The following is a 21,460-nucleotide window of genomic DNA, read 5'->3' as shown; positions in this document are numbered from 1 at the left end:
GTTCTCCCCGGCCGGACCGGTCTGCGGCTCGACTGAGCCGTCTGGCATGACGGGGACGAGATTGTCGGCGAGGGTGCGTAGCGTGGCGTGGCATGTCGTGTCAATCGAGGTATCCGTCAGAGAAGCTTGTGCCGTACGACCCGTGCTGGCCAGAGCGCTACGCGGAGATCGCAGCGCGTCTGGTGGGTGGGCTGGGACCTCAGTGGGCGGTCGAGCATGTCGGGTCGACCTCAGTCCCGGGGCTGCTCGCTAAGCCGGTGATCGACCTGGCTCTGCGACTTCCCGCGGGTCAGCGGCTCGCGGACTGGGATGAGCCGTTCCAGGCACTTGGATGGACAGGCCGCATCGAGATCGGTGACCACGAGGCGCTCTTCCTGCTGGATGGCTCGGTTCGGATGGCGATCGCGCATGTTTTCACCGCCAACCAGTGGCCGTACGCGCATCCTCGCCTGTTCGCTGACTGGCTCCGGACGCACGCATCGGACCGTGATGTATATGCCCGAATCAAGATGGAGCTCGTCGACCACGGCATCTGGGGAAGCGAGTACACATCGCCAAGGCGGCCTTCGTACAGGATGTCGCCACTCGCGCCAGAACCGCGCTCGGTCTTGCTCCGCTAACGCTCTAAAGGGGACGGGCTCGGCACCACAGAGGGCGCTGGTCGGAGCGGATCTCCACAACCTCCCCTCGGCTACGACGTGCCATGTCGTAGCCGAAGGGAACTGCTGCCTCTCACGTGAGTTTCACTGCCTTCGTTGCGCTGTCCTGGCCGTCTGCGTCGTTCAGCCTTGACCACAGGGCCGACTCCATGCGGTCTGCTGCCTCGCGAGAGACCTCCGGTGCTACGTGGCTGAAGAGGTTCATCGTGATGCTGATCTGGGAATGTCCCAGGATTTCCATGACGAGCCGAGGGGGACCGCCTGAGCTACTAGGATGCTCGCGGCTGTGTGTCTGATGTCATGGAGGCGGATGCGCCGAAGACCAGCGCGCCTCACGATCGCGGCGAACGCTCGATGATCGTTGCGAGGATGAATCGGTGTGCCCAGCGACGTCGTGAACACAAGATCTGGATCTGACCAGGCCTTGGCTACAAGTCGTTCCTCAGCCTGACGCTGCCGGTGTACCCGCATCGCTTCGAGGGCGACGGCAAGGATCTATCGCGCATGTAGCCGGTAGCCAACCGACGTCGCGAGGAACGTCCGGGCCTCGTCGACGGAGTACGGCGAAACCTCCTGGTGTTTGAGTGACGGCGGTTCTACGAGCGTTGCCGGGTTGACACTGATCAGTTGCCATCGCACAGCCACGTTCAGAGCGCGCCGAAGGACGGCATGCAGCCGCCGCACGCTCCCGACCGAGAGGACCTGTGTGCGGTCCTGATAGAACGGCGCGAGGTGCTGAGGGCGAAGCGCATCGAGCCGATGGCGTCCGAGTGACGGAACGATGTGGAGGGGGATCTCTTCCTCGTACCGGTGTCGGTTGACGGACGCACATTGCTGGCCGCTACCTCGCGCATGTGGGTGTCCAGCCATTCCGCCAGGGTCGGTGTACGTCCGGGCGCCAGGCGACCGGCCTCAGCAGCGGCAACCAAGGTGCGCAGCTCGCGGACTACCTCCTGCCGGGTCCGTCGGGTGATGTACTTCCTGCGTCGCTTGCCTCCCTGCCAGCCCAGGTCTACGACGCCACGCCACTGGCCGGGCAATCCTCCTGGGAAGGCAGGTTGGCTCAAGCCGGACACCCGGGTCGGGCTGTCGATATGAGGTCGCCCGCAGTGGAGCCGATCCCCAGCTGATACGTCTCACCGAGCAGCTCCATCTCGGCACCGTGTTCTCAGGGGCGCGGACCAGGGACAAGGTGAATGCCGAACGTAAGTCGTTAACGACAGTTGCTCCCTTTCCGCGCCCGCAAGCGGGCACCCGCTCTCTCGCTGGGAGAGGGGAATAAAACCCGCCACAGTGTGGGATTGGCAACCCTGCCTACCAATCCGCTACCGAGCCGTCGTTCTCGTGATACGTCTCTCCGCCTAGCTCGGCGTGGTACCCGTACGACTCGCCCGTGAACTCCTTCGTGGCCTCCGCCTCGTCCACCTCCACCCCAAGGCCGGGCGTCTCCCACAAGGGGATATGCCCGTCGATCACCTCCCAGTCCTTCTTCAGCAGGCCGTTGCCGAGCCCGGCGTCGACCTGCTCCTGGATCAGGAAGTTCGGGACGACGGCATCGACGAGCATGCACGCGCCCAGTGCAAGCGGGCCGATCGCGCAGTGCGGCATGATGTGCTGGTAGTACACCTCCGCGTAGTTGGCGATCTTCTTCAATTCGCTCGGTCCGCCGCAGTGCGCCACATCCGGTTGCAGCAGCGCCACGCACTGCTTCTCGATCACCTCGCGGAACTCCCACCGGTTCAGGAGCCTCTCGCCCGTGGCGATCGGGAACGGGACGTGATCCGAGACCAGCTTCAACGCGTCGGTGTTTTCCTGCGGCACAGGCTCCTCGACGAACATCGGCCGCATGCCCTTGATCTCGTTGCACACTTCGATCGCCAGCGCCGGCGTCATCTTGGCGTGGAAGTCGAAGCACAGCTCCACGTCCGGGCCGACCCACTCACGCATCTTGTAGGCCGCCTCGACAAACTGGTCGATCCTCGACGGCGGCTCGTGGGCGCGCCAGAGGCCGGCTGGACCTGCCTTGTACGCCGTGTAGCCCTTCTTTTGAAGCATGTCGAGCCGCTTGCGAGAGGCCTCAAGTCCCTCGTCGGACAGGTCGCGGATGCCCCAGTGCGCATACACCCTGATCCTGTCCCGCACGGCGCCGCCCATCAGCTTGAAGCTGGGCACCCCGTAGTGCTTGCCGGCGATGTCCCACAACGCTGCATCGACTGCTGCCAAAGCGCTCATGTTGTGTGCGCCGCCCCTGAAGAAGGCCGATCTGTAGATCTGCTGCCAATGATGCTCGATACGAAGAGGGTCCTTGCCGATCAGGTACTGCGCATATTCGTCGATGACCGCCGGGACCGACTTCGGCTTGCCCTCCAGCGTGCTCTCGGCCCATCCGTCGATGCCCGCGTCGGTGCCGATGCGGATCAGCCGGGTGCGGTGTTTCGGAGCGAACTGTTCGACGTGCGTAATCTTCATCCTGCGGCGGCCTTCTTCTCTCGTGAAATGGGCGCCTCGAAAGCGACAACCTCCGAAGCGCCGCACATCTTACTCCCGCTCCCCGCAGGTGGCCGGTTCCCTTCCAGCCGGAGGACCTCAGCGGTTCCCGGTTGCCCGCCGGGCCGTCCTCGGGCTCGCCGGGCGGAAGCCGGTGGTGACTCATTCAACGAGGACCCCAGGGCTATGCCCTGCACCCGGTCCTCTCTCAGGGAGGGCAGCGCCGGCTTGCCCTCCCATTGGACGGCCACCGCGAGCGGCTTAACCAGAACCTGTGCAGGGCGCCAGGCCAAGCCTGACGGTCGACGCGTCGAGCCTGAGCGCCGTCACCTGCACAGAACCGGGTACGAACAAGCTGTCCGACCGATGGGAGAGCAGCCCGCAACGACGATCTGCGCGGCGCAAGCCTACGAACGCAATCCCATTTGCAGGCGCAGGCTAACCTGCCTAAATTCACACCGACTCAGTGCCAGCCCATGGGCTCATCCGCTGCCACCGGCGTGACCGCTCGGAGAGGAACATGCCCGTCACTGTCGCCACGGTTTCGCTTCCGACGTACACCGTCAGGGAGCGACCCGACATCGAAGCCATCGGCCCACTCATCGATGAAGCCGTCTGCAAGAACTTCGGCCAGGCCGAAGAGCGCGCACTCGCCATGCGCGGCATCAGCCTGATCGACCACCCAGGCCACACCCACGACTCGCTGGCAGAGGTGATCATCGCGAACGGCACGGACCGATACGACCCGGAGCGCAAGAGTCAACTCCACGGTGCGTACGACCCACACGGCGTCGAATTGCACGTCGGATACTGCGCGGTGTCGGCAACATCCTTGCGCTCACTTAGACCCGACCCGTCGCCGACGTTCCTCGGCACCATCTCACAATCACCGTTCGCGAAAAACGTGAGTGACTTCTATGCGGGTCCTCCACTCGACCGCGGCGGAGTCCCACTAAGGATCGACCTGATCACCGTCTACGATCCCGATCACCTTGAGGGCATCCAAATCCCCTTCCACGGAGACGAGCAACCACCGTATTCGGCGTGCCGATTCAAGTACCCGGACCGCCGCCAGGACGCACTACTCGGCCTGATCAAGGTCCTCTGATGGGCCAGGGTATCGGCTCGCGTGTGTGGGCCCTTACCTGGCAAAACAGCGACACGGCGGCCTTGAAACGGGGTTGCACAGCGTCCGCCGCTGCGGAGTCCTGGAGGACTTTGTTCGTCACAGCCAATGACGGGTGAGAGGGGACATGCCATCACTGTCACAGCTGTCACTCAATTAGCTTTGACCTGCGGAAACGCGAGTAGCGGGGAGTGACGGTCGTCAAATCCCTGCTTTCCCCACTCTCTCTGTCACAGCGTCACTCCGGACCGACCTAGGAGTGCTGAAACACTGGGGGTGTTGGTGCGCACCGGCGAGCGTCTCTGCGCGCTAGTCGAGTGCCGGCCCCCGGTGGGCTCGGCGCCGGCCCAACACCCAATGTTTCAGCCGGTTTCTGGCGAGCGAGGCCACTACAACCCCTGGTCGCCACGTTGTCGACGCAGCTGTCCGCAAGCAGATCAGCCGTTCGCTTCGCGGACGTCCTTTCCCTGCTCGGCGAAGGCCTTGAAGTCCTGCATGTGCTGTTGCGACTGCTTGCGGAAGGAGCCGGGCATCAGGAGCCCCACCAGCCTCATCAGCATGCCGCTGAACCGGTATTCGTTCTCGCTCTCCCAGAGCGTGGTTTCGGGGCCGGCTTCGGTCAGCCGTTCGCGCGCGGCGCTCCACATACCCTCGCCGACGATCTCACGGCCAAAAGTAACGACGCTCTCCTTCGGGATCTCGCGCAGGTCTGCCGGTTCCCGGCGCGTGATGGTTTCGGTGCACTCGATCTTCTGCTGCCCCATCTGCATCACGACCCGCGACTTGGTACCGACGTGCCCGTGCACCCCACTCAGTGGCTCGTGCAGCACCAGGCCCCGCAGCCACTTCGGCATGTGTGCCGGGTCGGCGAGCAACTGCACCACCCTCTCCCGCGGCAGGGCAATCTCGATCGAGACGGTGTACTTCATGGCGGAGCGCTCCAGGTTCCCGAGTGAACGGGCGCACACTAGCAGCCTCGCCTCATGATTGGCCCAGGTACGCCGACTACCTCGCAATTGGGCGTACAGGGCGTCTGACAGGTCCCGGCCCGGGGGCGTTGCCCGAGCAGCCAAACGAGCAGCCAAGGACGTACGTGAGCATGGACTCTGGTGGACGACGACAGAGGCCAGCCGAGCGTTGTGAGCACCTGCCTCGCAGCGTCGCCGCCGACTCGTGATGCGTAGGTCGTGGGTTCGATCCGACAGGCGGCTCCCACGTCTTCCCAGGTCAGGCAGTACACGGCGGCGGGGAAAGGAATCGAGCGGTCCCGTGTGTCCGAGTGCGTGGTGCGAGATTATGGGTCGTGGCAGCGTGCCCGGCCAGCGTCGATGACCCCAGCGCGACATCCGTTCGGCGTCGTCGTGGGGCCCGGTCCTCACGCCTCGGTTTCCGCCTCTGCGAGTGCGAGGGAGCCAATCTCCTCCCGCAGCCGGCTCAACCGCGCGTAGGCGGTGTCCCGGAAGGATGCGACGCGGTCCGCCTGCTCCTCGTCGAACCGGAGGAAGCCCTGCCGCGACTTCAGGCCGTAGCGACCCTCGGCGACCATTTTGTCGAGGAGATCCGGGGTCCCGATCCGCTCGCCGTAGGCACGCTCCATCGTGGCGAAGCCGTCGCGGTAGATGTCCAGGCCCGCGATGTCGGCGATCGCGAACGGCCCGAAGAACGGGAGCCGGAAGCCGAAGGAGTTCCTCACGACCTCGTCGATCTCCGACACACCGGCCACGCCCTCCTCGAGGATCCGGATGGCCTCGCGCAGCAGCGCGTACTGCAGCCGGTTGGCGACGAAGCCCGGCGAATCGGCCACCACGGTCGGCACCTTGCCGAGGCACCGCATCAGGTCTTCCGCAGCGGCGACGGTCTCCGGGTCGGTTCCCTCCGTCGCGATGAGCTCCACGCATGGGACGAAGGTCGCCGGATTCATCCAGTGGACTCCGAGGAACCGCTCGACGCCGGTCACGCTGGCAGCCAGCGTTCCGATCGGGATGGCCGAGGTGTTGGTGCCGATCAGCGCCTTGGCCGGCGCATGCGCGCAGATCTGGCGCAGCACGGGGTCCTTGACGGCAATTCGCTCCGGCACCGCCTCCGCGACGTACGCTGCTCCGGCAACCGCGTCGGCCAACGACGTCGCCGCTCGCAGGTTGGCCCGGACCGCCTCGTCGGCCCCGGCGGGGAACAGGCCCTCGGCGACGTACCTGTCGGCGTCGGCGTGCAGTGCCGCGACGAGCTCGGCAGTCCGCTTCGGCGAGGCGTCTGCGACGGCGGTCGGGAAGCCGTGGGCGGCGAACGTCTGGGCGATGCCTCCGCCCATGTAGCCGCCGCCGACCACGGCGACGGGCGCACCTGCTGGGATCATTGCGTCCTCTCTCGCGTACCGCCGTCAGAAGCCAACCGCGTCGCGGCCCTTGAGCTGCAGGATCTGGCGCGCCTCGTCGGGCGCCGCGATCTCGAGGTTGAGCGCCTCGAGGATGGTCCGGATCCGCTCGACCTGTGCCGCGTTGCTCTCGGCGAGTTGGCCGGGGCCGATCCACAGCGAGTCCTCCAGGCCGACCCGGACGTGCGACCCCATCGCGGCGCCCATGGTGGCCAGCCTCATCTGGTTGCGGCCCGCGCCCAGGATCGACCACTGGTATTCGTCGCCGAAGAGCCGGTCGGCCGTACGGTGCATGTGCATCAGGTCCTCCGGGTCCGGGCCGATGCCCCCGAGTAGTCCGAACACCGACTGCACGAAGAGCGGGCCTTTGGCGAGTCCGCGGTCGCGGAAGTGCGTCAGGTTGTAGAGGTGCGAGATGTCGTAGCACTCGAACTCGAAGCGGGTGCCGTTGTCGCTGCCGCGGGTGAGGATGGCCTCGATGTCGGCGAAGGTGTTCTTGAAGACCAGGTCGCGGCTCCTCTCGAGCCCTTCGCGCTCCCACTCGAACTCGAACTCCTTGAAGCGGTCGAGCATCGGGTGAAGACCGAAGTTCATCGAGCCCATGTTGAGCGAGGCCAGCTCGGGCTTGAATTCCATCGCCGGGCGCATCCGCTGAGCGACGGTCATGTGCGGCGAGCCGCCCGTCGTCAGGTTGACCACCGCGTCGGTGTTGCGCTTGAGCGACTCCAGGATCGGTACGAAGTGCTCCGGATCCTGGGAGGGACGGCCGTCTCGGGGGTCGCGGGCGTGCAGGTGGACCACTGCAGCGCCGGCCTCGGCGGCACCGATGGCGGCCTCGGCGATCTCCTGCGGCGAGACCGGGAGGTACTTCGACATCGAGGGTGTATGGATCGCTCCGGTGACGGCGCTGGTGATGATGACCTTGTGCTTCCGCGGGTTCTTCTCGGACACGTCCTGTTCTCCAATGCGTTCTTGGGCGCCGGAGCGTACACCCACGCTCGAGGGGTCAGCGAGAGATAGAACGCGTTCGCCATACCCTGAACCCGAGTCGTTCGTACGCCTGCCTGCTCCATACCCACTCAGCGATCACACGGCGATAACCAGCAGCGCTGAGCATCCGAGACGCAGCCCCGATCGCGGCAGATGCAATACCACGTCCACGGTGGCGTCCAGCAACGACGAGCGCTGCCAGTGCTGCATCAGCCGTCGACTCTCGTGCCTCCGGTTCGTACTCCAACAGCACTGCACCCACCAGCTGATCCTTCTCGTAGATGCCGCACACAACAGTCCCTACCGACGGCGACTCGTAGTACTGGAGAAAGTGCCCATGCTCCGAAGAGACCAGAGCCAGTACCGCTGCGCGGCTGCCTGGTCCGACCTCCAGCAGCTCGACCTCGGGACCACCAGGAACAACATGGTCGTCAACCGTCAGGATCATGTCGGTTACCTCAGGCACGCTCCCAACCTAGGCCTCCGCGCGGTGACAAGCCATCCAACAGTGGGAAGTCACCGCGTCCTCTCCCGACCAGTCTCCGGTCTCCACTCCACGCGTCGACGGCGGTTTTGGCGTCGTCGCTGCCGCAATCTTCGACCCTTGACCCCGCTCCGCTTCGGCGTGCAGTCTGGCTGGTTGCAAGGAGGACGGTGGAGTGGTTGCCGAGTGACTTACCGGCCGCCCAGGCCGACCAGGATGGTATAGGACACAAGGTGGCCGGTACGCGGTGCGATCCTGGCCTCCCGTGAACATGTCAGCGCAGGTGACGTCCTCGGTTGACGGAGGTGGTGGCGACGGCTGCCGATGCGCGGAACCCGGCTCGGTTCGCAACGAAAGAGTTGTCGAGGCGGACGTTCGTCGACTTCGAAGCGTTCCACAACAGCGTCCATAGCTGCGGTTGCATGCTTTATCCGCGCGGCCGCCATCTCTCGCCGGCGGCGGTCACAGCGGAGAAACGGGCGGAGCTTCTCGGCACACCAGACCGTTCCAAGAAGAAGTTTCCGCACCACGAATGGCAGATGGCGCGGAACCTTGCCGAGATGAAGGAGTTGGTCTGGGCCGGGAAGGCACACGGAATCCTCGTGTACGCGGACAAGGAGCCGGTCGGCTGGTGCCAGTATGGACGCGCCGAAGAGCTGCCGATCGAACAGAACGAGAAGACGCCGCCGAACAGGATCGCACGGGATCCCACGTCCGCGTGGCGCATCACCTGCCTCACCACCCGCCGGGATTTCCGGGGGCAAGGGGTGGCGACCAGGGCGTTGACTGCGGCTGTGGAGGCGATCCGGAAGAAGGGCGGCGGCTGGATCGAGGCGACGCCGGTCGCGTACCCCCATCCCAATCGTGAATGGCGCAAGATCAAACGGACCTACGGCGTCCGCTCCGAGGAGATGAAGGAGTATCTGAAGACCTGGCCGGAGATGCGCATCCCGGGCGTCGGCACCGTCAAGGCCTCGCTCACCACCAGCCAGACAGCCGACCACCGTGGTGTGATGGCCATGTTCGAGAGGCTCGGGTTCACGCCGACGCAGCGCGATCGGCACGGCAGCTCGCCGAACTGGTGGGCACCCTACGACCTGGTGGTCATGCGCCTGAAGGTCTGACCGGGCGCGCACGAAGTACCCACTCGTACTGCGTCGCGCGCCTGACCCAGCAGCATCTCCGCTGCGGGGAGCAGTGGAATCCGCCTGTATGACGGTTGTCGCCGTCACCGCACACGCGCATCCACGTGTACTGGGGGAATCGGCTATTCGAACTCTCGGAATAGGCCTGGCAGCCTCGATGCCATCCGCGACTGTCGAGTGGCCAGAGCGCCGGGACCTAGCTTCACAGGCAGAAGGGGTGGGCGGCGGGATCGGCGTACGCGTTGCCGTGGCCAGTGTGGATCGCGCCGAGGCGTTCGGCCCTGGGTATCGCGGACTCGGCGCCATCGGGGAAGCGGTAGTCGACGTGCAGTTGTGCCGGGTACGCGGGGTCGGGCCAGCGAGCGGCGGGAAACTGTGCGTGCTGGAACGCGATGTTCGGCAGCTCTTCATCGTCCAGGTTGATCACGACGCGTTCGGGTGAGTCCTCGAGTCGCTCTTCGACGCCGAGGAAATCCTCGTAGAAGCCGGCCAGCGCGCGCGGGCTGAAGCAGTCGAAGACCAGCCGACACAGCTTCGGACTGTCGACGGACGGGTCCGGGCAGAGGCAGAACGGGTGCCCCGCTGGGTCGGCGTAGACGCGGAAGTCGCCCTGATCCCGCAGCAACTTCGCGCCCAGGTTGAGCACGAGCCGACCCGCCGCCTCGACGTCGGGCACGAGGATGTCGAGGTGCATCTGCTGCGGATACTCCGGATCCGGCCAGCGTGGCGGGCGTTCGTCCGACCATCCGTCATCGTCGAGCGCGAACTGCAGCTTGCTGTCGGGAGGTCGCTTAGCGAGTTTCAGCCAACCCCACGGCTCGAACTCCCGCATACCGAGGAGCTTGCCGTAGAACGCGGCCAGCACTCGGCGCCCTTCCTTGCCGTCGATCAGGTCAGGAGCGGGAATCGTGATCGTCATCGCGTCGCTGTCCCGCAGAAGGTGCACCATCAGACCATCCTTCACACCGTGTCGCACCCGTGTCCGGGTGTCGTTGTCGGGAACAGTTGTTGGCGTTGAACCGGACCTGGGCCAAGTCCACGGCCACACAGGTAGGAGCTCGGGCCTCGGGTGTCTCGTGGCTGTCGCGGCTCGTTGGGCCGTACCAGCGTGACTCTCGCCACGGCAACGCGCCACCGACCACGCGACATCGCCACATTCGTCGGATGTCCACTCAAGTCCGTTCGCAGGGATCGGCTATAGGCAGAACGGGTGGCCGGCCGGGTCGGCGTACACCCTGTGCCCAAGTCCTTCGTCGGGCAGCCGGATCGCGCCGAGTTGTTCGGCTAGTTCTCGTGCGGCGTGCATGCGTGGCGCGTTCGGCTCGACGACGCGGAGGTCGGGGTGGACCTGTTGTGGGTGGGCGGGGTCTGGCCAGCGTGGTGCGGGGAACTGGGCGTGCTGGAACGCCAGCGCCGGCAGCCGTCCGTCGCTTCGGGCGATGACGACTCGTTCGGGTGTATCGAGCTCCCGGTTCGGCATGTCCAGCAGGGAGGCGTAGAAGTCGGCGAGGGAACGCGGGCTGAAGCAGTCGAGGACCACACGTTCGATCCGGGGTGCCGCCTGCGTGGCGGTGCCGTAGAGGCAGAACGGGTGTCCGTCCGGGTCTGCGTAGACGCGAAAGGATGCGTTGTCCTGGAGCTTCGACGCACCGAGCTTCAGCGTCCGCTGTTCGGCGTCATCCAGGTCACGGACGGAGATGTCCAGGTGCATCTGCTGCGGGGACTCTGAGTCCGGCCAGCGCGGTGGACGATAGTCGATCGGCCCGTCGCCGAACGCGAGGTTGAGCCCGTCGAGGTCGTCGGCGTCCTCGAGTACAAACCAGTCCTCGCGAGCGATGCGCATCCCGAGCAGGTCGGCGTAGAACGTGGCAAGCGCTCTGCCGCCGCGGTCGTAGCTCTCCTTCGAGTTGCCAGGGCAGGCGAACACGACGTTCTGGATCTCGATGTTCGTTTCGGCGGTCATCGTCGCACCTACAATCGGCCAGCGGCGCGGAGGATGCGCAGCGCGTTGAGGGTGATCATTTCGCTGGGCTGGTGCGCTCGTCCCCATCCACGACGTCGGTGCAGCGGTCGTTGGTCGCGGACATAGCATCACCGCTCCAGCCCTACGATGCTGCACGTAAGGGACACCTTGTGTCCTATACGGCCGGCGAACAAGGGCCTACGCGAGCAGATCGACTGGCTCCGGATCGTCTTCGGGGTCTGGCACCGTGGTGAGGGCGGAACCACGCGCGAACACCCCGAGGTCATCAGACGCCGAACTGTTGGGCGTCAACTTTCTGGCAGATGTTGATCTTGCCTTGGGTTAGCAGTGGTGGTCATCTGTGGGCGGAGATCAGGTAGCGCTCGTCAGTGATCTCTCGGCCCCAGTAGATGCGCTCAGGCATGTGTGTGAGCGTCATGGTTGAGACGCGTTGTTCGAGTAGCTCGCTCAGGAACGTTGCGTGTATGCCACCTCCGGCGTTGAAGCCTTCGATGAGGACGAGGTGGCCGTTGGGGGTGAGGAGTTGTATCCAGTGGTCGAGGGTGTCGGCTGGGTCTGGCATTGCCCAGAGGACGTGCCGGGCGAGGACGACATCGAACTGTCCTGGCGGCAACTGGGGCTTGGAGGCGTCTCCGAGGACGAAGTCCACGTTGATGCCGCCTTTCGTGGCCTTGTCGCGTGCGCGGTCGACCATTGCTGGAGACAGGTCGAGCCCGGTCACCCTGTGGCCAAGTGCGGCGAGTAGAACGGCAAGGGTCCCCGTGCCCGATCCGAGGTCGGCGATTCTGGTCGGATTGGATCCGATGACCTCGACGAGGAGTTCCTGCCACGCTCTGCGAATGTGGGGGTCCAGGAGGCCGTGATCTCGTTCGTCATCGTACGTTGACGCCACCTGATCCCAGAGTTGGCGTGTTTCGTCGAGGGTCATGCGCGTTCCTTCCGTGGCGCGAGGTGCTTGGGTCGAGTGTGGGGAGATCGCCGCTACGGCCTGCCGGCGCGCAGCCAACTTGTGACTGTCGTCTAGGATGACGACGGTCACGAGGCTAGGTGAGGGAAGGTAACTGGTCAAGTGCTGTTCGACAGTCACATCGCGACGCTGCTCGGGGTCGCCGTCGATCTGGTCAATGCGTTGACCGATGGTGCTGCGGGCGGTCGGTCGTACACGGCGCCGGAGCGAGAAGGGCGCCCACGCGTCATCGCAGGCATCCTGCCGGCGGAAAGCAGGTGGCCCGTAGGGCGAGCGATCACCCAGGAAGAGGCCGACTATTTGGCCGAGACCGCTGGAGCGATGCGGGCCATCTTCGACGCCGTCAATCGGGGCGAGATCGGACACGCGGCGAGCGTGCTGAATCGTCTGCTGATCTCAACGGGTGCGCGCCCACAGCTGGAGCAACTGGACAGCGAACCGTGGCAGGTCCATTTTCACGGCTCGGATGACTCCTTGGCGATTGGCTGGAGTGCCGGTTGCGCTACCGCTCTTGCCCTCGCGGTCGGCAGCCACTTGGCGGGGAGGCTTGGCGTCTGCAGCGCCGACCTCTGCGACCGCGTCTACATCGACAGCTCGCGCAACGCCGCCCGACGCTTCTGCTCCACCCCGTGTCAGAACCGTACGAAGGCAGCCGCCTTCCGGGCGCGACACGCAGGCCGCAGATAACGTGAGCAACCCACGAGATTCGCTACCTACGACGATCACCGAAGCCCGACGTCTCAGCGCTGCAGTCGTCGAGATAGCCAGTCGGGGCGTGCGATTCCGAGGGCTTGGCGAGGTCGGATGGCGTTGGAGGTTTGCCGGAACAGGTTTGGTGGCCACACGGACCGCAGGTGCCAGACCTTGGCGCTCATAAGATGCCGGAGTGCTCACCATCACCTACCTTGTCGGACCGCCAGCCAGTGGAAAACTCACCATCGGGCTGGAGCTGTCGGCCATGACCGGGGCAGCCCTGATCGACAACCATCTCATCAATGACCCAATCTTCCTGGCGTACGGTGCCGACGGGCGCACTCCGCTGCCTGAGTGGATTTGGGACCTTACTGCATAGGTCCGCGAAGCGACGATGACGGCAGTGTCGCGAGCCACCAAGACGACGAGCCACATCTTTACCAACTACTTGAGCGACGATCCGTCCGAGGGGCGAGTCTTGGAACAGCTCCGTTCGATCGCCGAGGAACGACAGGCTCACTTCTTTCCGGTATGGCTGACCTGCCCGGAGGCAGAGCTTGTAAGGCGCGTCGTGCTACCGGCAAGGGCCGAGCGGCAGAAGATGATCGACCCCGACAGCCTGCTTCAAACGCTACGCACCAAGGGTCTGTTTCCCGCTCCGCCAGACGCATTGGTCCTCGACACTTCCACGATGCCTCCGCACGCGGCTGCAAATCGGGTCATCGACTGGGCCCGTGAAGACAGGTGAGCATGGTTCCGCCGTGTAGCGCGTGGCCCGTCGTGACCTCCTCGCGATGCTGGCAATACCAGCACTTGCCATCCGCATCACGACCGCAGAAAACCGTACTCGTTCAGACGGCACGTCATGAGCGTGCCAGATCAATTCAGCGGTGTAGTCGGCAACGGACGGCGGCTACAACTGCTGCTGCAGCAGAAGAGGCGTACGTCGTCGCGGTGAGTGCGCCGGCATCTCCCTCGACGATTCCGAACCTGCCGCCGATGGCGAGGACGACGCCGACGGAAGACCTACCCCTACACTCCAGGACCGCAGAATACATTTCCCTCAGGGTCCGCCCAAACCCAATGGATGGACTCCCCTTCGGGCTGGGTGATTCTCTCACGGCTCGAGCGCCAAGCCGCTCGAGCCGTGAGACCTCCGCATTAACCTGATGCGCCGTGGGCAGGACGCCGGGCCCAGGTGGAGCCATACCAAGGTCGAGGTGGAACCGGTTGCCCTTCGACGTACCGGCACCGTGCTGGACATGCTGGTTGATCCCTTGGCAGGAAAGATGCGGCCAGCCACCGTTCGGATCCTTGAGCTCGACCCATCCGGGCGAATCCTCCACCACGACAAAGCCGAGTACGTCGGCATAGAAGCGTGCGAGTCGCTGAGGATCCGTCGAGTCGAGCACGACTCCAGCCAAGAATCCACGTTCGTTCATCGAAGCCTCCCAAGGCGATGACGTCGGCTACATAGGCAGACGAGGCTACGAGGGTCACCCTGACATCTACTGTCAGCAGCGCCTAGACTGGTTCGAACCCGGGACCTGCCCACCAACCAACTGTGCCCTTGACCTGCGGAAACGCGGCCAAGGGCACATCGCACGCCGTACACATGGGCCCGCCAACATGTGAGGGTCAGCGCAGGGAGCCACCACTGCCGACGCCTCACTCAACGTCATACGGATTCTTCAGCTTCTCAACGAGGTCAGCGGGGGGAATGCATTCCCAGACCCACGCCGCCCGTCCAAGCGTGGGAAGCATGTCGAGCTCGGCGTCTGAGAGCGGGCGGACCGCCTGGTAGCCGTCGAGAGCGGCCGCTCTCAAACGTTCGGGAATCCGGGTGTAGTAATAGGCGAGGTCATAGGCGCGCCAGCCGTATCCGCACAGGTCGAAGTCGAACCAAGTGACCTGTCCGCCGTCGGTGAAGTGAATGTTGAGAACCTGCGGATCGGCGTGGATGACACGCCAACCGCCCGGCCCAGGCTTGAACGCCTGCAGCCGGCGCCTGATTTCCGAAACGTGACCCCGGATGAACTCGACGGCGCCCGAATCGGACTCCCTGGCTGAGGATTCCAATCTCTTCAAAGGGCGATCCAGAAGATGTCGCACGTCGAGCGTGTACCGGTTGTACGTGGTCCGGAACCCATCGCTCGCGACATGGATCGCGGCAAGCGTCTGGCCTACCCGGCGAGCGTGCTCCTCGGTGTCGGCACCGGCGTGACCCGGAGCCCAGGTGAAGAGTACGCAGTAGCGGTTCCCGGTGGCCGTCTCGATCAAGCCCAGGGAGTCGCCATCGCGACGTCGAACCGAGACCGACACCGGCACGCCGTCAGCGTGGAGATGGTCCAGCAGGCTGAGTTCAAATCGAAGGTCACCTTCGCCGGCAATCCATGGCTTGTTCTGTCCGTGCAGCCTGAGCGCGTAGCAGGATCCATCGACCTCTACGGCGTAGGTGTCGTTGAGCCCGGACTCCATCAGCCGACAACCGGTTGGGATACCGACGTCGTACTCGGTCGCCACCATACGAACAAGGTCCAGGCGATCCTTGCCTACGCCCCGCCGGTTTAGCTCCTCCATCAGGTGCAACTCGAGGTGCTGTGCCCACTCGTCGGCTGAGTCCACTGGCGCACCTGTCATCGGGCTCTCTGGCTCGCCCAGCGATCTGCATCGACCCCGGGTCGTCTCTACCCGGGGTCGATGCAACCTCCCCATTCCTGGGCGGCGGGCTGAGGTCCGCCGACATCACGTCGCCGAAGACAACCAGGCCGCTTGCTGGCTACACGGTCGGGGCCGCCGGCCTTCAGCATCATGTTCGCAGTGTTCGGCGTGTCGGGCAGCCTGTCGTGTAAGGCGAGGGCTCAGAAGAGGATTGGCTCGAACGGGTTCTCCTCGTTCGGTCCGTCGATCACTGGCCCTTCGTCGGTGAACTTCAGCCGGGACAGCCAGACCAGGCGGCCGGGGGGCGACCCGACGGCGTCCGGCTGCCAGGCGTGGTAGACGTACCACCAGTGCGGCCCGACCTTGATCGGCATGCCGTGGCCGGGGCCGGCGGCGACGTCGTTGCCGGCAAGGATCGGACCGTTGCCCTGTTTGGTCCACGGGCCGGTGATCCCGGGCGCTGTTGCCCAGCAGACGCCGTAGGTGTTCCTCCAGTACTCGCCGGTCGAGTAGAAGCAGTAGTAGACGCCCTTGTGGATGATCACGGACGCGCCCTCGATCGTGTAGATCTCGTAAGGCTGGTCCATGCCGATGATGCGCTTCGGCTCGCCGACCAACTCCAGTCCGTCGTCGGTGAGCCGCTGGAGGTAGATGTAGGACGGCAGGCCACGAGAGTTCCCGTCGTTCTTCCACAGCAGCCACAGCGAACCGTCAGCGTCTTGGAAGGGTGACGCATCGATGCTCCCGCCTTCGTCGGTCTGACCGATCAAGGGCGTTGTGCGGTCGTCCACGAACGGCCCCGCCGGAGAGTCGGCCAGCGAAACCGAGATTGCCTGCTGGTTCATGTCAGCACGACGAGCGGTGTAGTAGGACAGGTAGCGCTGTCCGACCTGAATGACCTCGGGCGCCCAATGTCGCCCCGGCACAGACCACGGGGCGATCACCGGCATTCCGTTGCCGACCTCGGTCCAGTTGACCAGATCGGGCGACGTCAGTACCGGCATCGCGCCCATCTGACCTGCGGTCGAGTACAGCCAGAATGCTCGATCGGCGTAGAGCACCGCCGGATCAGGGTGGTTCGTCGGTTCAACTGGGTTCTGATACCCGCCGGTGCCCTGGGCGCGGGCCGGGATCGTGCCGCCCAGGGCTGCGATGGCCGCGGCGCCGCCGGTGGCGACCAGCAGCGCTCGCCGGCTGACGGACCTGGCGGGACGGAACGGTTCGAAGGAACGCGATGCGGAGGTCGGGTTCAATGCTTCTCCTGTGACCCTCGGCATGGGTACGCCCACTGAGGGCGAACGGACTGAATCACGATATTGACGATCTCTCACGTTGTAAATGAGATCGGCCAGCAATCCCTGCGCTGGCGAACCTGCGTACCTGGACGAGCCCAAGGAGGGCGTACCCATGCCGCCGCCCACGGTCCCGGACGAGCGGCTCTCCGGCACCACGGCTGTGGCAACAAGGTCGAGCAGCAGGCGGGTAAGAAGAACGCCAAGCGCGCCACAGGGAAGAAGCAGCGGCGGCTTGGTGGCTATCACCTACCGCTGGCCCTCGCAACAGCCGGCCGCGTGGGTGTCGGCCTGGACAGCGCCAGCCCGGCGATGAGCAGGATTGCACCTACCGCGAGAAATCCGAGGTCGAACAAGAGTTCGTTCGGTCCTGGGCGGACGTGGTGCACCCCGAGGATCTGATGGTCGACGATTCCTTCGAGCAAGTTGAACAAACCCCACCCTGCGAGTAGCGCACCGATGAACTGCGTGCCGTTCGCTGCTTGTCCGTTGCTTCGGACCAGGAAGAGCCCGATCACGACGACAGTCAGGCACAAGAGGTGGAAGATGCCGTCCCCGATCATGTTCGTTCGCATGCCTTGCTCGGTCCCGATGGCGACCCACCCCGACAGCATGTGGTGCCAGCCCAGGATCTGGTGAGCGACGATCCCGTCGACGAATCCACCAAGTCCGAAGCCGGTGACAATGCCAGCCGCACGGCCAGCCGCATAGGAGCCGGGCACAACTCACCGCCGTCCTCGTCTAGACCGTTCGATGGAGCGGTCCACGACACACGTCAGAGGGATCTCGCGCGGACTGCTCCAAGCCCTACCTCTGATGTGGTCCGGTTGCTGGCTGTGCACGAGCCCAGCCGGAGCTCACACCGGAAGACCGGACTTCCTTTAAGAAGATACAACCGACCACCCCGGCCGGTGTCTTTCAGGTCTTCGACTTCCTTCACCGGCGCGCCGGTGAAGGAAGGACTCCGAGGCTGTCGCAGTGCGCCTGGATTGCGGCGCGGGTGACGGATGTCGCTTCGTGACAGGACGTCATCCCCTGCCCTGGAACCGCTCTGGTGTGAGGCTGGAGACAAGCCCGCGGCAGGAAGAGAAGCTCCCCCTATAGCTCGTCACTGCCGGGCAGGCCGTGAATATGTGGGGGCGGGCCGTGTATATAGACGACCGTTTACCTAGTGGAGAGTGGTGTGGTTGAGCATGACGACAGAAGAGTCGATCGTCGTAGATGTTCCGGTGCGGACGGTCTATAACCAATGGACTCAATTCGAGGACTTCCCGCGGTTCATGTCTGGAGTCGAGCGGGTTGTCCAAGTGGACGACACACACAATCACTGGGTTACGAATATCGGTGGAGTACGGCGAGAGTTCGACACTCGCATCACCGAGCAGCGTCCTGATGAGCGGATAGCGTGGACGACCGAGGAGGGCGAGGTTCGCCAGGCCGGCGTCGTAACTTTCCATCGACTGGACGAGACGCACACCAAGGTGCTGGTCCAGCTCGACATGGAGCCCGAAGGGGTTGCCGAAGCGGCTGCGGAGAAGTTGGACCTGGTAGGCAAACAGACGTCGGCTGACCTGCGAAAGTTCAAGGCGTTCATCGAAGCCCGTGGCACCGAAACTGGCGCCTGGCGCGAAGAAGTCGACCGCCCACAGCCCTAGATCTTGGCGCTCCTGCGTGACCCGAAGGTCCTGGGAGGTGCGCGCCGGAGGCTGCGTGTGAGATGCCTCCCAGTGTGGATGGATGGAGTGCAGGAGGGAGCGGCACCGTGAGCGGTGATCAGACAAGGCCGCAGGATCCGCGGGAACGCTACCCGCGTCCGGACTTTCCAGAGCAGGTACAGGAGCATCCCGGTCTGGACTCGGAGATGGAGCCGAAGCCGGACTACGGGTACGACACCTACCGCGGCCTCGGACGACTGGAGGGTCGGTCGGCGGTCATCACCGGCGGTGACTCCGGCATCGGCCGAGCGGTCGCGCTGGCGTTCGCCCGTGAGGGCGCCGACGTGGCGTTGTCCTACCTGGAGGCTGAGGAGTCCGACGCGGCGGAGACCGCCCGGGTGGTCGAGGAGGCGGGCCGGCGCGCGGTCAGAATTCCGGGTGACATCAGCGAGCGAGCCCAGTGCGGACGCCTGGTCAGCCGGGCGGTCGAGGAGTTCGGCCGGCTGGACATCGTGGTGAACAACGCGGCGTACCAGATGACGTTCGACGGCATCGAGTCGATTCCGGACGACCTGTTGCTGCACACGTTCAAGACCAACATCATCGCGATGTTCTGGATGTGCCAGGAGGCACTGCCGCACCTGAAACCGGGCGCGTCGATCATCAACGTCGCCTCGATCCAGGCCTATCAGCCCTCACCGCCGCTGTTGCCGTACGCCACGACCAAGGGCGCCATCGTGACGTTCACCAAGGGTCTGGCGCTGGAGCTCATCGAGCGCGGCATCCGGGTGAACGCCGTCGCGCCGGGCCCGGTGTGGACGCCGATCATCCCGGCCTCGATGGATGCGGAGAAGACCGCGAAGTTCGGCGGCAGCTCACCGACGGGCCGACCCGGCCAACCGGCGGAGCTTGCACCGGTGTTCGTGTTCCTGGCGTCGGGCGAGTCCAGTTTCGTCAACGCCGAGATCCTCGGCGTCACGGGCGGCAAACCACTCGCCTGAGGAACGTGGGTGTCATCCCGCCAAGGCACCGGCCACTACCGTGTCGCGGTTGATCGACCAGACCAATGTCCCGGCTCAGGGATGCGGTTCTCAACGACCAGAGCGTTCATGAGGGGCCGGTCCCGAGGCCGAGGCCCAGGCCCAGGTCCAGCTCCAGCTCACGGCAACGTTCAGCATGCCAGCTCGAGAAGGCCAACTGAGGCGATCAGCAGGTAGCGGGTTGTGTGATGCGGTTCGCCCCGTGGGTATAGGCCCTTCATGTCTTCCTCGCGAGCGATGGGCGGCGAGTCCTACTGGATGGATTCGACCGGCCCGACCCGGTATCCATGGCTTGCGGGCGACCAGACCGCAGACGTCGCCGTGATCGGCGGCGGCATCGCGGGATTGTCGGCCGCGTGGGAGCTGCTTCGGGCGGGTCGCTCGGTCGTGGTGCTGGAAGCGGACCGGATCGCCGCCGGCGTGACTGGCTACACGACCGCCAAGCTCTCCGCGCTGCACACGCTGATCTACACGCAACTCACGCGGTCGGTCGGTGCCGACGGGGCCCGCACCTATGCGAGGTCCCAGCAGAACGCGGTCGAGCATGTGGCGGGGATCGTCGCCGAGCTCGGCATCGACTGCGAACTCGAACGTCGTCCAGCGTTCACGTGGGCCGACTCGGCCGACCGGGTGGGCGAGATCCATGCCGAGGCAGAGGCCGCCCGCGAGGCAGGACTTTCGGCGACACTGGTTACCGAGGCCCCCTTGCCGTTCCCGATTGCTGCCGCGGTCAGGGTCGAGGATCAGGCTCAGTTCCACCCGCGCAAGTACCTTCTCGCGCTGGCGGAGGAGATGACCCGGCGTGGTGTCGACATCTTCGAGCAGACGCGCGTCGTCGGACTGTCCGAGGGAGAACCATGTCGGCTCGAGATGGAGAACGGGCGCACCGTCACGGTGCAGGATGTGGTCGTGGCGACCCATTATCCGGTGTTCGACCGTGCGTTGCTGTTCGCCCGGCTCGAACCTCAACGGGAACTGGCGGTGGCCGCCCCGATCTCGGCCGATCAGGACCCTCGTGGCGTCTTCATCTCGCCCGAGGACAACACCCGGTCGGTGCGGAGCGCACCGTATACGAGCGGCACGCGTCTCCTGATCGTCACGGGGGAGAAGTTCAAGCCGGGGGCACCCGGTGTCTCCTCCCGTATGGAGCGACTCGAGGCTTGGCTACGCGAACGGTTCGATGTCGGGCCGACCGCCTATCGGTGGGCGACGCAGGACAACACGACGACCGACAAAATCCCGTACGTCGGACTGTTCCACCCCGGCTCCCGCCATGTCTTCGTCGCCACCGGATTCGGCGGTTGGGGGATGAGCGGCGGCGTCATGGCCGGTCGGTTGCTCACCGCACTGATCACCGGTGCGGAGGTCGGTCCCGAAGCCGAGCTGTACGATCCGCGTCGCCTGCGCCCGCTTAGCGAAGCAGGTGCGCTGCTCACTCAGCAGGCATCGGTTGCCCGTCACTTCGTGGGCGACAGAGCCCGCTCGTTCCGGGACAGTGTCGACGACATCGAGCCAGGTTCGGGCGCAGTGGTGAGGGTGAGCGGCGAACGATGTGCTGTCTACCGGGACGAGTCAGGTCGCACACATGCGGTCTCCGCCACCTGCACCCACCTCGGCTGCATCGTGGCGTTCAACGACGCGGAGAGGGCATGGGAATGCCCGTGCCACGGATCTCGGTTCGCCATCGACGGCGCGATCCTGCAGGGCCCCGCGAACACCCCGCTCGAGAACCGCGCGATCTAGCGGCGAGGTCGCTCTATGGATGAGACCCCTCCGCGAACGGCCTAGCCGCAGGGACATCAAGCTCGAAAGGAGCCGTTCGAGCACTGAGGAGACTGGACCCCCGGCGCGCTCGTGGTGGTGCCGATGGGACGGTTACCCAAAGTGCGGAGTGGATTGGCGCGGT

22 protein-coding genes are annotated in these 21,460 nt (G+C 65.1%); 9 read left to right on the top strand and 13 right to left on the bottom strand.

What is annotated here, in order from left to right:
• Positions 1-92: 92 nt before the first annotated feature.
• Positions 93-620, top strand: a complete 528-nt coding sequence (locus ABNF93_RS34785) for a GrpB family protein (protein WP_502877514.1) — start codon at positions 93-95, stop codon at positions 618-620.
• 240 nt (positions 621-860) lie between these two features.
• Here the strand turns inward: ABNF93_RS34785 and ABNF93_RS34780 are convergent, their stop codons facing one another.
• Both ABNF93_RS34780 and dgoD read right to left on the bottom strand, forming a co-directional pair.
• Positions 861-1,130, bottom strand: a complete 270-nt coding sequence (locus tag ABNF93_RS34780; RefSeq protein ID WP_502877513.1) for a tyrosine-type recombinase/integrase — start codon at positions 1,128-1,130, stop codon at positions 861-863.
• Between the two features lie 843 nt (positions 1,131-1,973).
• Positions 1,974-3,128: a galactonate dehydratase gene (dgoD, locus tag ABNF93_RS01565; protein WP_349325666.1), complete on the bottom strand. Its 1,155-nt coding sequence runs from the start codon at positions 3,126-3,128 to the stop codon at positions 1,974-1,976.
• A 538-nt stretch (positions 3,129-3,666) separates the two neighbouring features.
• Between dgoD and ABNF93_RS01560 the strand changes: the two genes are divergently transcribed.
• Entirely contained in the window at positions 3,667-4,254 is a 588-nt protein-coding gene (locus ABNF93_RS01560) for a hypothetical protein (RefSeq protein ID WP_349325665.1), read from the top strand.
• A 455-nt stretch (positions 4,255-4,709) separates the two neighbouring features.
• Here the strand turns inward: ABNF93_RS01560 and ABNF93_RS01555 are convergent, their stop codons facing one another.
• The 4 genes from ABNF93_RS01555 to ABNF93_RS01540 form a co-directional block, all read right to left on the bottom strand.
• Positions 4,710-5,201, bottom strand: coding sequence for an SRPBCC family protein (locus ABNF93_RS01555; RefSeq protein ID WP_349325664.1), 492 nt, complete (start codon positions 5,199-5,201; stop codon positions 4,710-4,712).
• Positions 5,202-5,647: 446 nt separating this feature from the next.
• Positions 5,648-6,625, bottom strand: coding sequence for a 3-hydroxyacyl-CoA dehydrogenase family protein (locus ABNF93_RS01550; protein ID WP_349325663.1), 978 nt, complete (start codon positions 6,623-6,625; stop codon positions 5,648-5,650).
• Positions 6,626-6,649: 24 nt separating this feature from the next.
• On the bottom strand, positions 6,650-7,594 hold the full coding sequence (gene kce / locus ABNF93_RS01545) for a 3,5-dioxohexanoate:acetyl-CoA acetone transferase (protein ID WP_349325662.1): 945 nt from the start codon (positions 7,592-7,594) through the stop codon (positions 6,650-6,652).
• A gap of 55 nt (positions 7,595-7,649) precedes the next feature.
• Complete coding sequence (locus ABNF93_RS01540; RefSeq protein ID WP_349325661.1) at positions 7,650-8,099, bottom strand: GNAT family N-acetyltransferase; 450 nt, start codon at positions 8,097-8,099, stop codon at positions 7,650-7,652.
• 440 nt (positions 8,100-8,539) lie between these two features.
• Here ABNF93_RS01540 and ABNF93_RS01535 point away from each other — a divergent pair, with 440 nt between their 5' ends.
• Positions 8,540-9,241, top strand: coding sequence for a GNAT family N-acetyltransferase (locus ABNF93_RS01535; protein WP_349325660.1), 702 nt, complete (start codon positions 8,540-8,542; stop codon positions 9,239-9,241).
• Between the two features lie 223 nt (positions 9,242-9,464).
• Here the strand turns inward: ABNF93_RS01535 and ABNF93_RS01530 are convergent, their stop codons facing one another.
• The 3 genes from ABNF93_RS01530 to ABNF93_RS01520 all read right to left on the bottom strand — a co-directional run bounded on the left by ABNF93_RS01530 (position 9,465) and on the right by ABNF93_RS01520 (position 12,333).
• A complete protein-coding gene (locus ABNF93_RS01530; RefSeq protein ID WP_349325659.1) occupies positions 9,465-10,211 on the bottom strand; it encodes a VOC family protein in 747 nt (248 codons plus the stop codon).
• A 246-nt stretch (positions 10,212-10,457) separates the two neighbouring features.
• Positions 10,458-11,225 carry a VOC family protein gene (locus tag ABNF93_RS01525; protein WP_349325658.1) on the bottom strand — a complete coding sequence of 256 codons (768 nt, stop codon included), beginning with the start codon at positions 11,223-11,225 and terminating at the stop codon, positions 10,458-10,460.
• Positions 11,226-11,580: 355 nt separating this feature from the next.
• On the bottom strand, positions 11,581-12,333 hold the full coding sequence (locus ABNF93_RS01520) for a class I SAM-dependent methyltransferase (protein WP_349325657.1): 753 nt from the start codon (positions 12,331-12,333) through the stop codon (positions 11,581-11,583).
• Between ABNF93_RS01520 and ABNF93_RS01515 the strand changes: the two genes are divergently transcribed.
• The 3 genes from ABNF93_RS01515 (at position 12,316) to ABNF93_RS01505 (ending at position 13,654) form a co-directional block, all read left to right on the top strand.
• On the top strand, positions 12,316-12,900 hold the full coding sequence (locus tag ABNF93_RS01515; protein WP_349325656.1) for a CGNR zinc finger domain-containing protein: 585 nt from the start codon (positions 12,316-12,318) through the stop codon (positions 12,898-12,900). The two genes, ABNF93_RS01520 and ABNF93_RS01515, sit on opposite strands and share 18 nt — an antisense overlap.
• A 199-nt stretch (positions 12,901-13,099) precedes the next feature.
• The gene (locus ABNF93_RS01510; protein ID WP_349325655.1) at positions 13,100-13,285 is read left to right on the top strand and encodes a hypothetical protein; all 186 of its coding nucleotides are present in this window, start codon (positions 13,100-13,102) and stop codon (positions 13,283-13,285) included.
• 15 nt (positions 13,286-13,300) lie between these two features.
• Positions 13,301-13,654: a P-loop nucleotide/nucleoside kinase family protein gene (locus ABNF93_RS01505; protein ID WP_349325654.1), complete on the top strand. Its 354-nt coding sequence runs from the start codon at positions 13,301-13,303 to the stop codon at positions 13,652-13,654.
• A gap of 136 nt (positions 13,655-13,790) precedes the next feature.
• On the opposite strand, the gene ABNF93_RS01500 is transcribed toward ABNF93_RS01505, so the two are convergent.
• From ABNF93_RS01500 to ABNF93_RS01485, 4 genes are all read right to left on the bottom strand, one after another.
• On the bottom strand, positions 13,791-14,348 hold the full coding sequence (locus tag ABNF93_RS01500; RefSeq protein WP_349325653.1) for a VOC family protein: 558 nt from the start codon (positions 14,346-14,348) through the stop codon (positions 13,791-13,793).
• 226 nt (positions 14,349-14,574) lie between these two features.
• Positions 14,575-15,531, bottom strand: a complete 957-nt coding sequence (locus tag ABNF93_RS01495) for a phosphotransferase (RefSeq protein ID WP_349325652.1) — start codon at positions 15,529-15,531, stop codon at positions 14,575-14,577.
• Positions 15,532-15,767: 236 nt separating this feature from the next.
• Positions 15,768-16,820 (bottom strand): glycoside hydrolase family 43 protein, encoded by a 1,053-nt coding sequence (locus ABNF93_RS01490; RefSeq protein ID WP_349325651.1) that lies wholly within the window; start codon positions 16,818-16,820, stop codon positions 15,768-15,770.
• Between the two features lie 284 nt (positions 16,821-17,104).
• Positions 17,105-17,581: a DUF2243 domain-containing protein gene (locus tag ABNF93_RS01485; RefSeq protein ID WP_349325650.1), complete on the bottom strand. Its 477-nt coding sequence runs from the start codon at positions 17,579-17,581 to the stop codon at positions 17,105-17,107.
• Between the two features lie 471 nt (positions 17,582-18,052).
• Between ABNF93_RS01485 and ABNF93_RS01480 the strand changes: the two genes are divergently transcribed.
• The 3 genes from ABNF93_RS01480 to ABNF93_RS01470 all read left to right on the top strand — a co-directional run bounded on the left by ABNF93_RS01480 (position 18,053) and on the right by ABNF93_RS01470 (position 21,297).
• A complete protein-coding gene (locus ABNF93_RS01480) occupies positions 18,053-18,514 on the top strand; it encodes an SRPBCC family protein (protein WP_349325649.1) in 462 nt (153 codons plus the stop codon).
• A gap of 107 nt (positions 18,515-18,621) precedes the next feature.
• Complete coding sequence (locus ABNF93_RS01475) at positions 18,622-19,515, top strand: SDR family oxidoreductase (RefSeq protein WP_349325648.1); 894 nt, start codon at positions 18,622-18,624, stop codon at positions 19,513-19,515.
• A gap of 258 nt (positions 19,516-19,773) precedes the next feature.
• Positions 19,774-21,297 carry an FAD-dependent oxidoreductase gene (locus ABNF93_RS01470; protein ID WP_349325647.1) on the top strand — a complete coding sequence of 508 codons (1,524 nt, stop codon included), beginning with the start codon at positions 19,774-19,776 and terminating at the stop codon, positions 21,295-21,297.
• Positions 21,298-21,460: the final 163 nt, after the last annotated feature.

Source organism: Actinopolymorpha sp. B9G3 (assembly GCF_040120725.1).
In the GTDB taxonomy this organism is placed as follows: Bacteria; Actinomycetota; Actinomycetes; order Propionibacteriales; family Actinopolymorphaceae; genus Thermasporomyces.
The sequence above is the reverse complement of the archived record's forward strand: the minus strand, read 5'-3'. Positions and strand labels throughout refer to the sequence as shown.

Excerpts from the sequence above, each read along its gene's own strand:
- ABNF93_RS01500 (WP_349325653.1), bottom strand. The coding sequence starts at position 14,348 with ATGAACGAACGTGGATTCTTGGCTGGAGTCGTGCTCGACTCGACGGAT.
- ABNF93_RS01505 (WP_349325654.1), top strand. The coding sequence starts at position 13,301 with ATGACGGCAGTGTCGCGAGCCACCAAGACGACGAGCCACATCTTTACC.
- ABNF93_RS34785 (WP_502877514.1), top strand. The coding sequence starts at position 93 with ATGTCGTGTCAATCGAGGTATCCGTCAGAGAAGCTTGTGCCGTACGAC.
- ABNF93_RS01525 (WP_349325658.1), bottom strand. The coding sequence starts at position 11,225 with ATGACCGCCGAAACGAACATCGAGATCCAGAACGTCGTGTTCGCCTGC.
- ABNF93_RS01530 (WP_349325659.1), bottom strand. The coding sequence starts at position 10,211 with ATGGTGCACCTTCTGCGGGACAGCGACGCGATGACGATCACGATTCCC.
- ABNF93_RS01470 (WP_349325647.1), top strand. The coding sequence starts at position 19,774 with ATGTCTTCCTCGCGAGCGATGGGCGGCGAGTCCTACTGGATGGATTCG.
- ABNF93_RS01550 (WP_349325663.1), bottom strand. The coding sequence starts at position 6,625 with ATGATCCCAGCAGGTGCGCCCGTCGCCGTGGTCGGCGGCGGCTACATG.
- ABNF93_RS01560 (WP_349325665.1), top strand. The coding sequence starts at position 3,667 with ATGCCCGTCACTGTCGCCACGGTTTCGCTTCCGACGTACACCGTCAGG.
- ABNF93_RS34780 (WP_502877513.1), bottom strand. The coding sequence starts at position 1,130 with ATGCGGGTACACCGGCAGCGTCAGGCTGAGGAACGACTTGTAGCCAAG.
- ABNF93_RS01480 (WP_349325649.1), top strand. The coding sequence starts at position 18,053 with ATGACGACAGAAGAGTCGATCGTCGTAGATGTTCCGGTGCGGACGGTC.
- ABNF93_RS01555 (WP_349325664.1), bottom strand. The coding sequence starts at position 5,201 with ATGAAGTACACCGTCTCGATCGAGATTGCCCTGCCGCGGGAGAGGGTG.
- dgoD (WP_349325666.1), bottom strand. The coding sequence starts at position 3,128 with ATGAAGATTACGCACGTCGAACAGTTCGCTCCGAAACACCGCACCCGG.
- ABNF93_RS01535 (WP_349325660.1), top strand. The coding sequence starts at position 8,540 with ATGCTTTATCCGCGCGGCCGCCATCTCTCGCCGGCGGCGGTCACAGCG.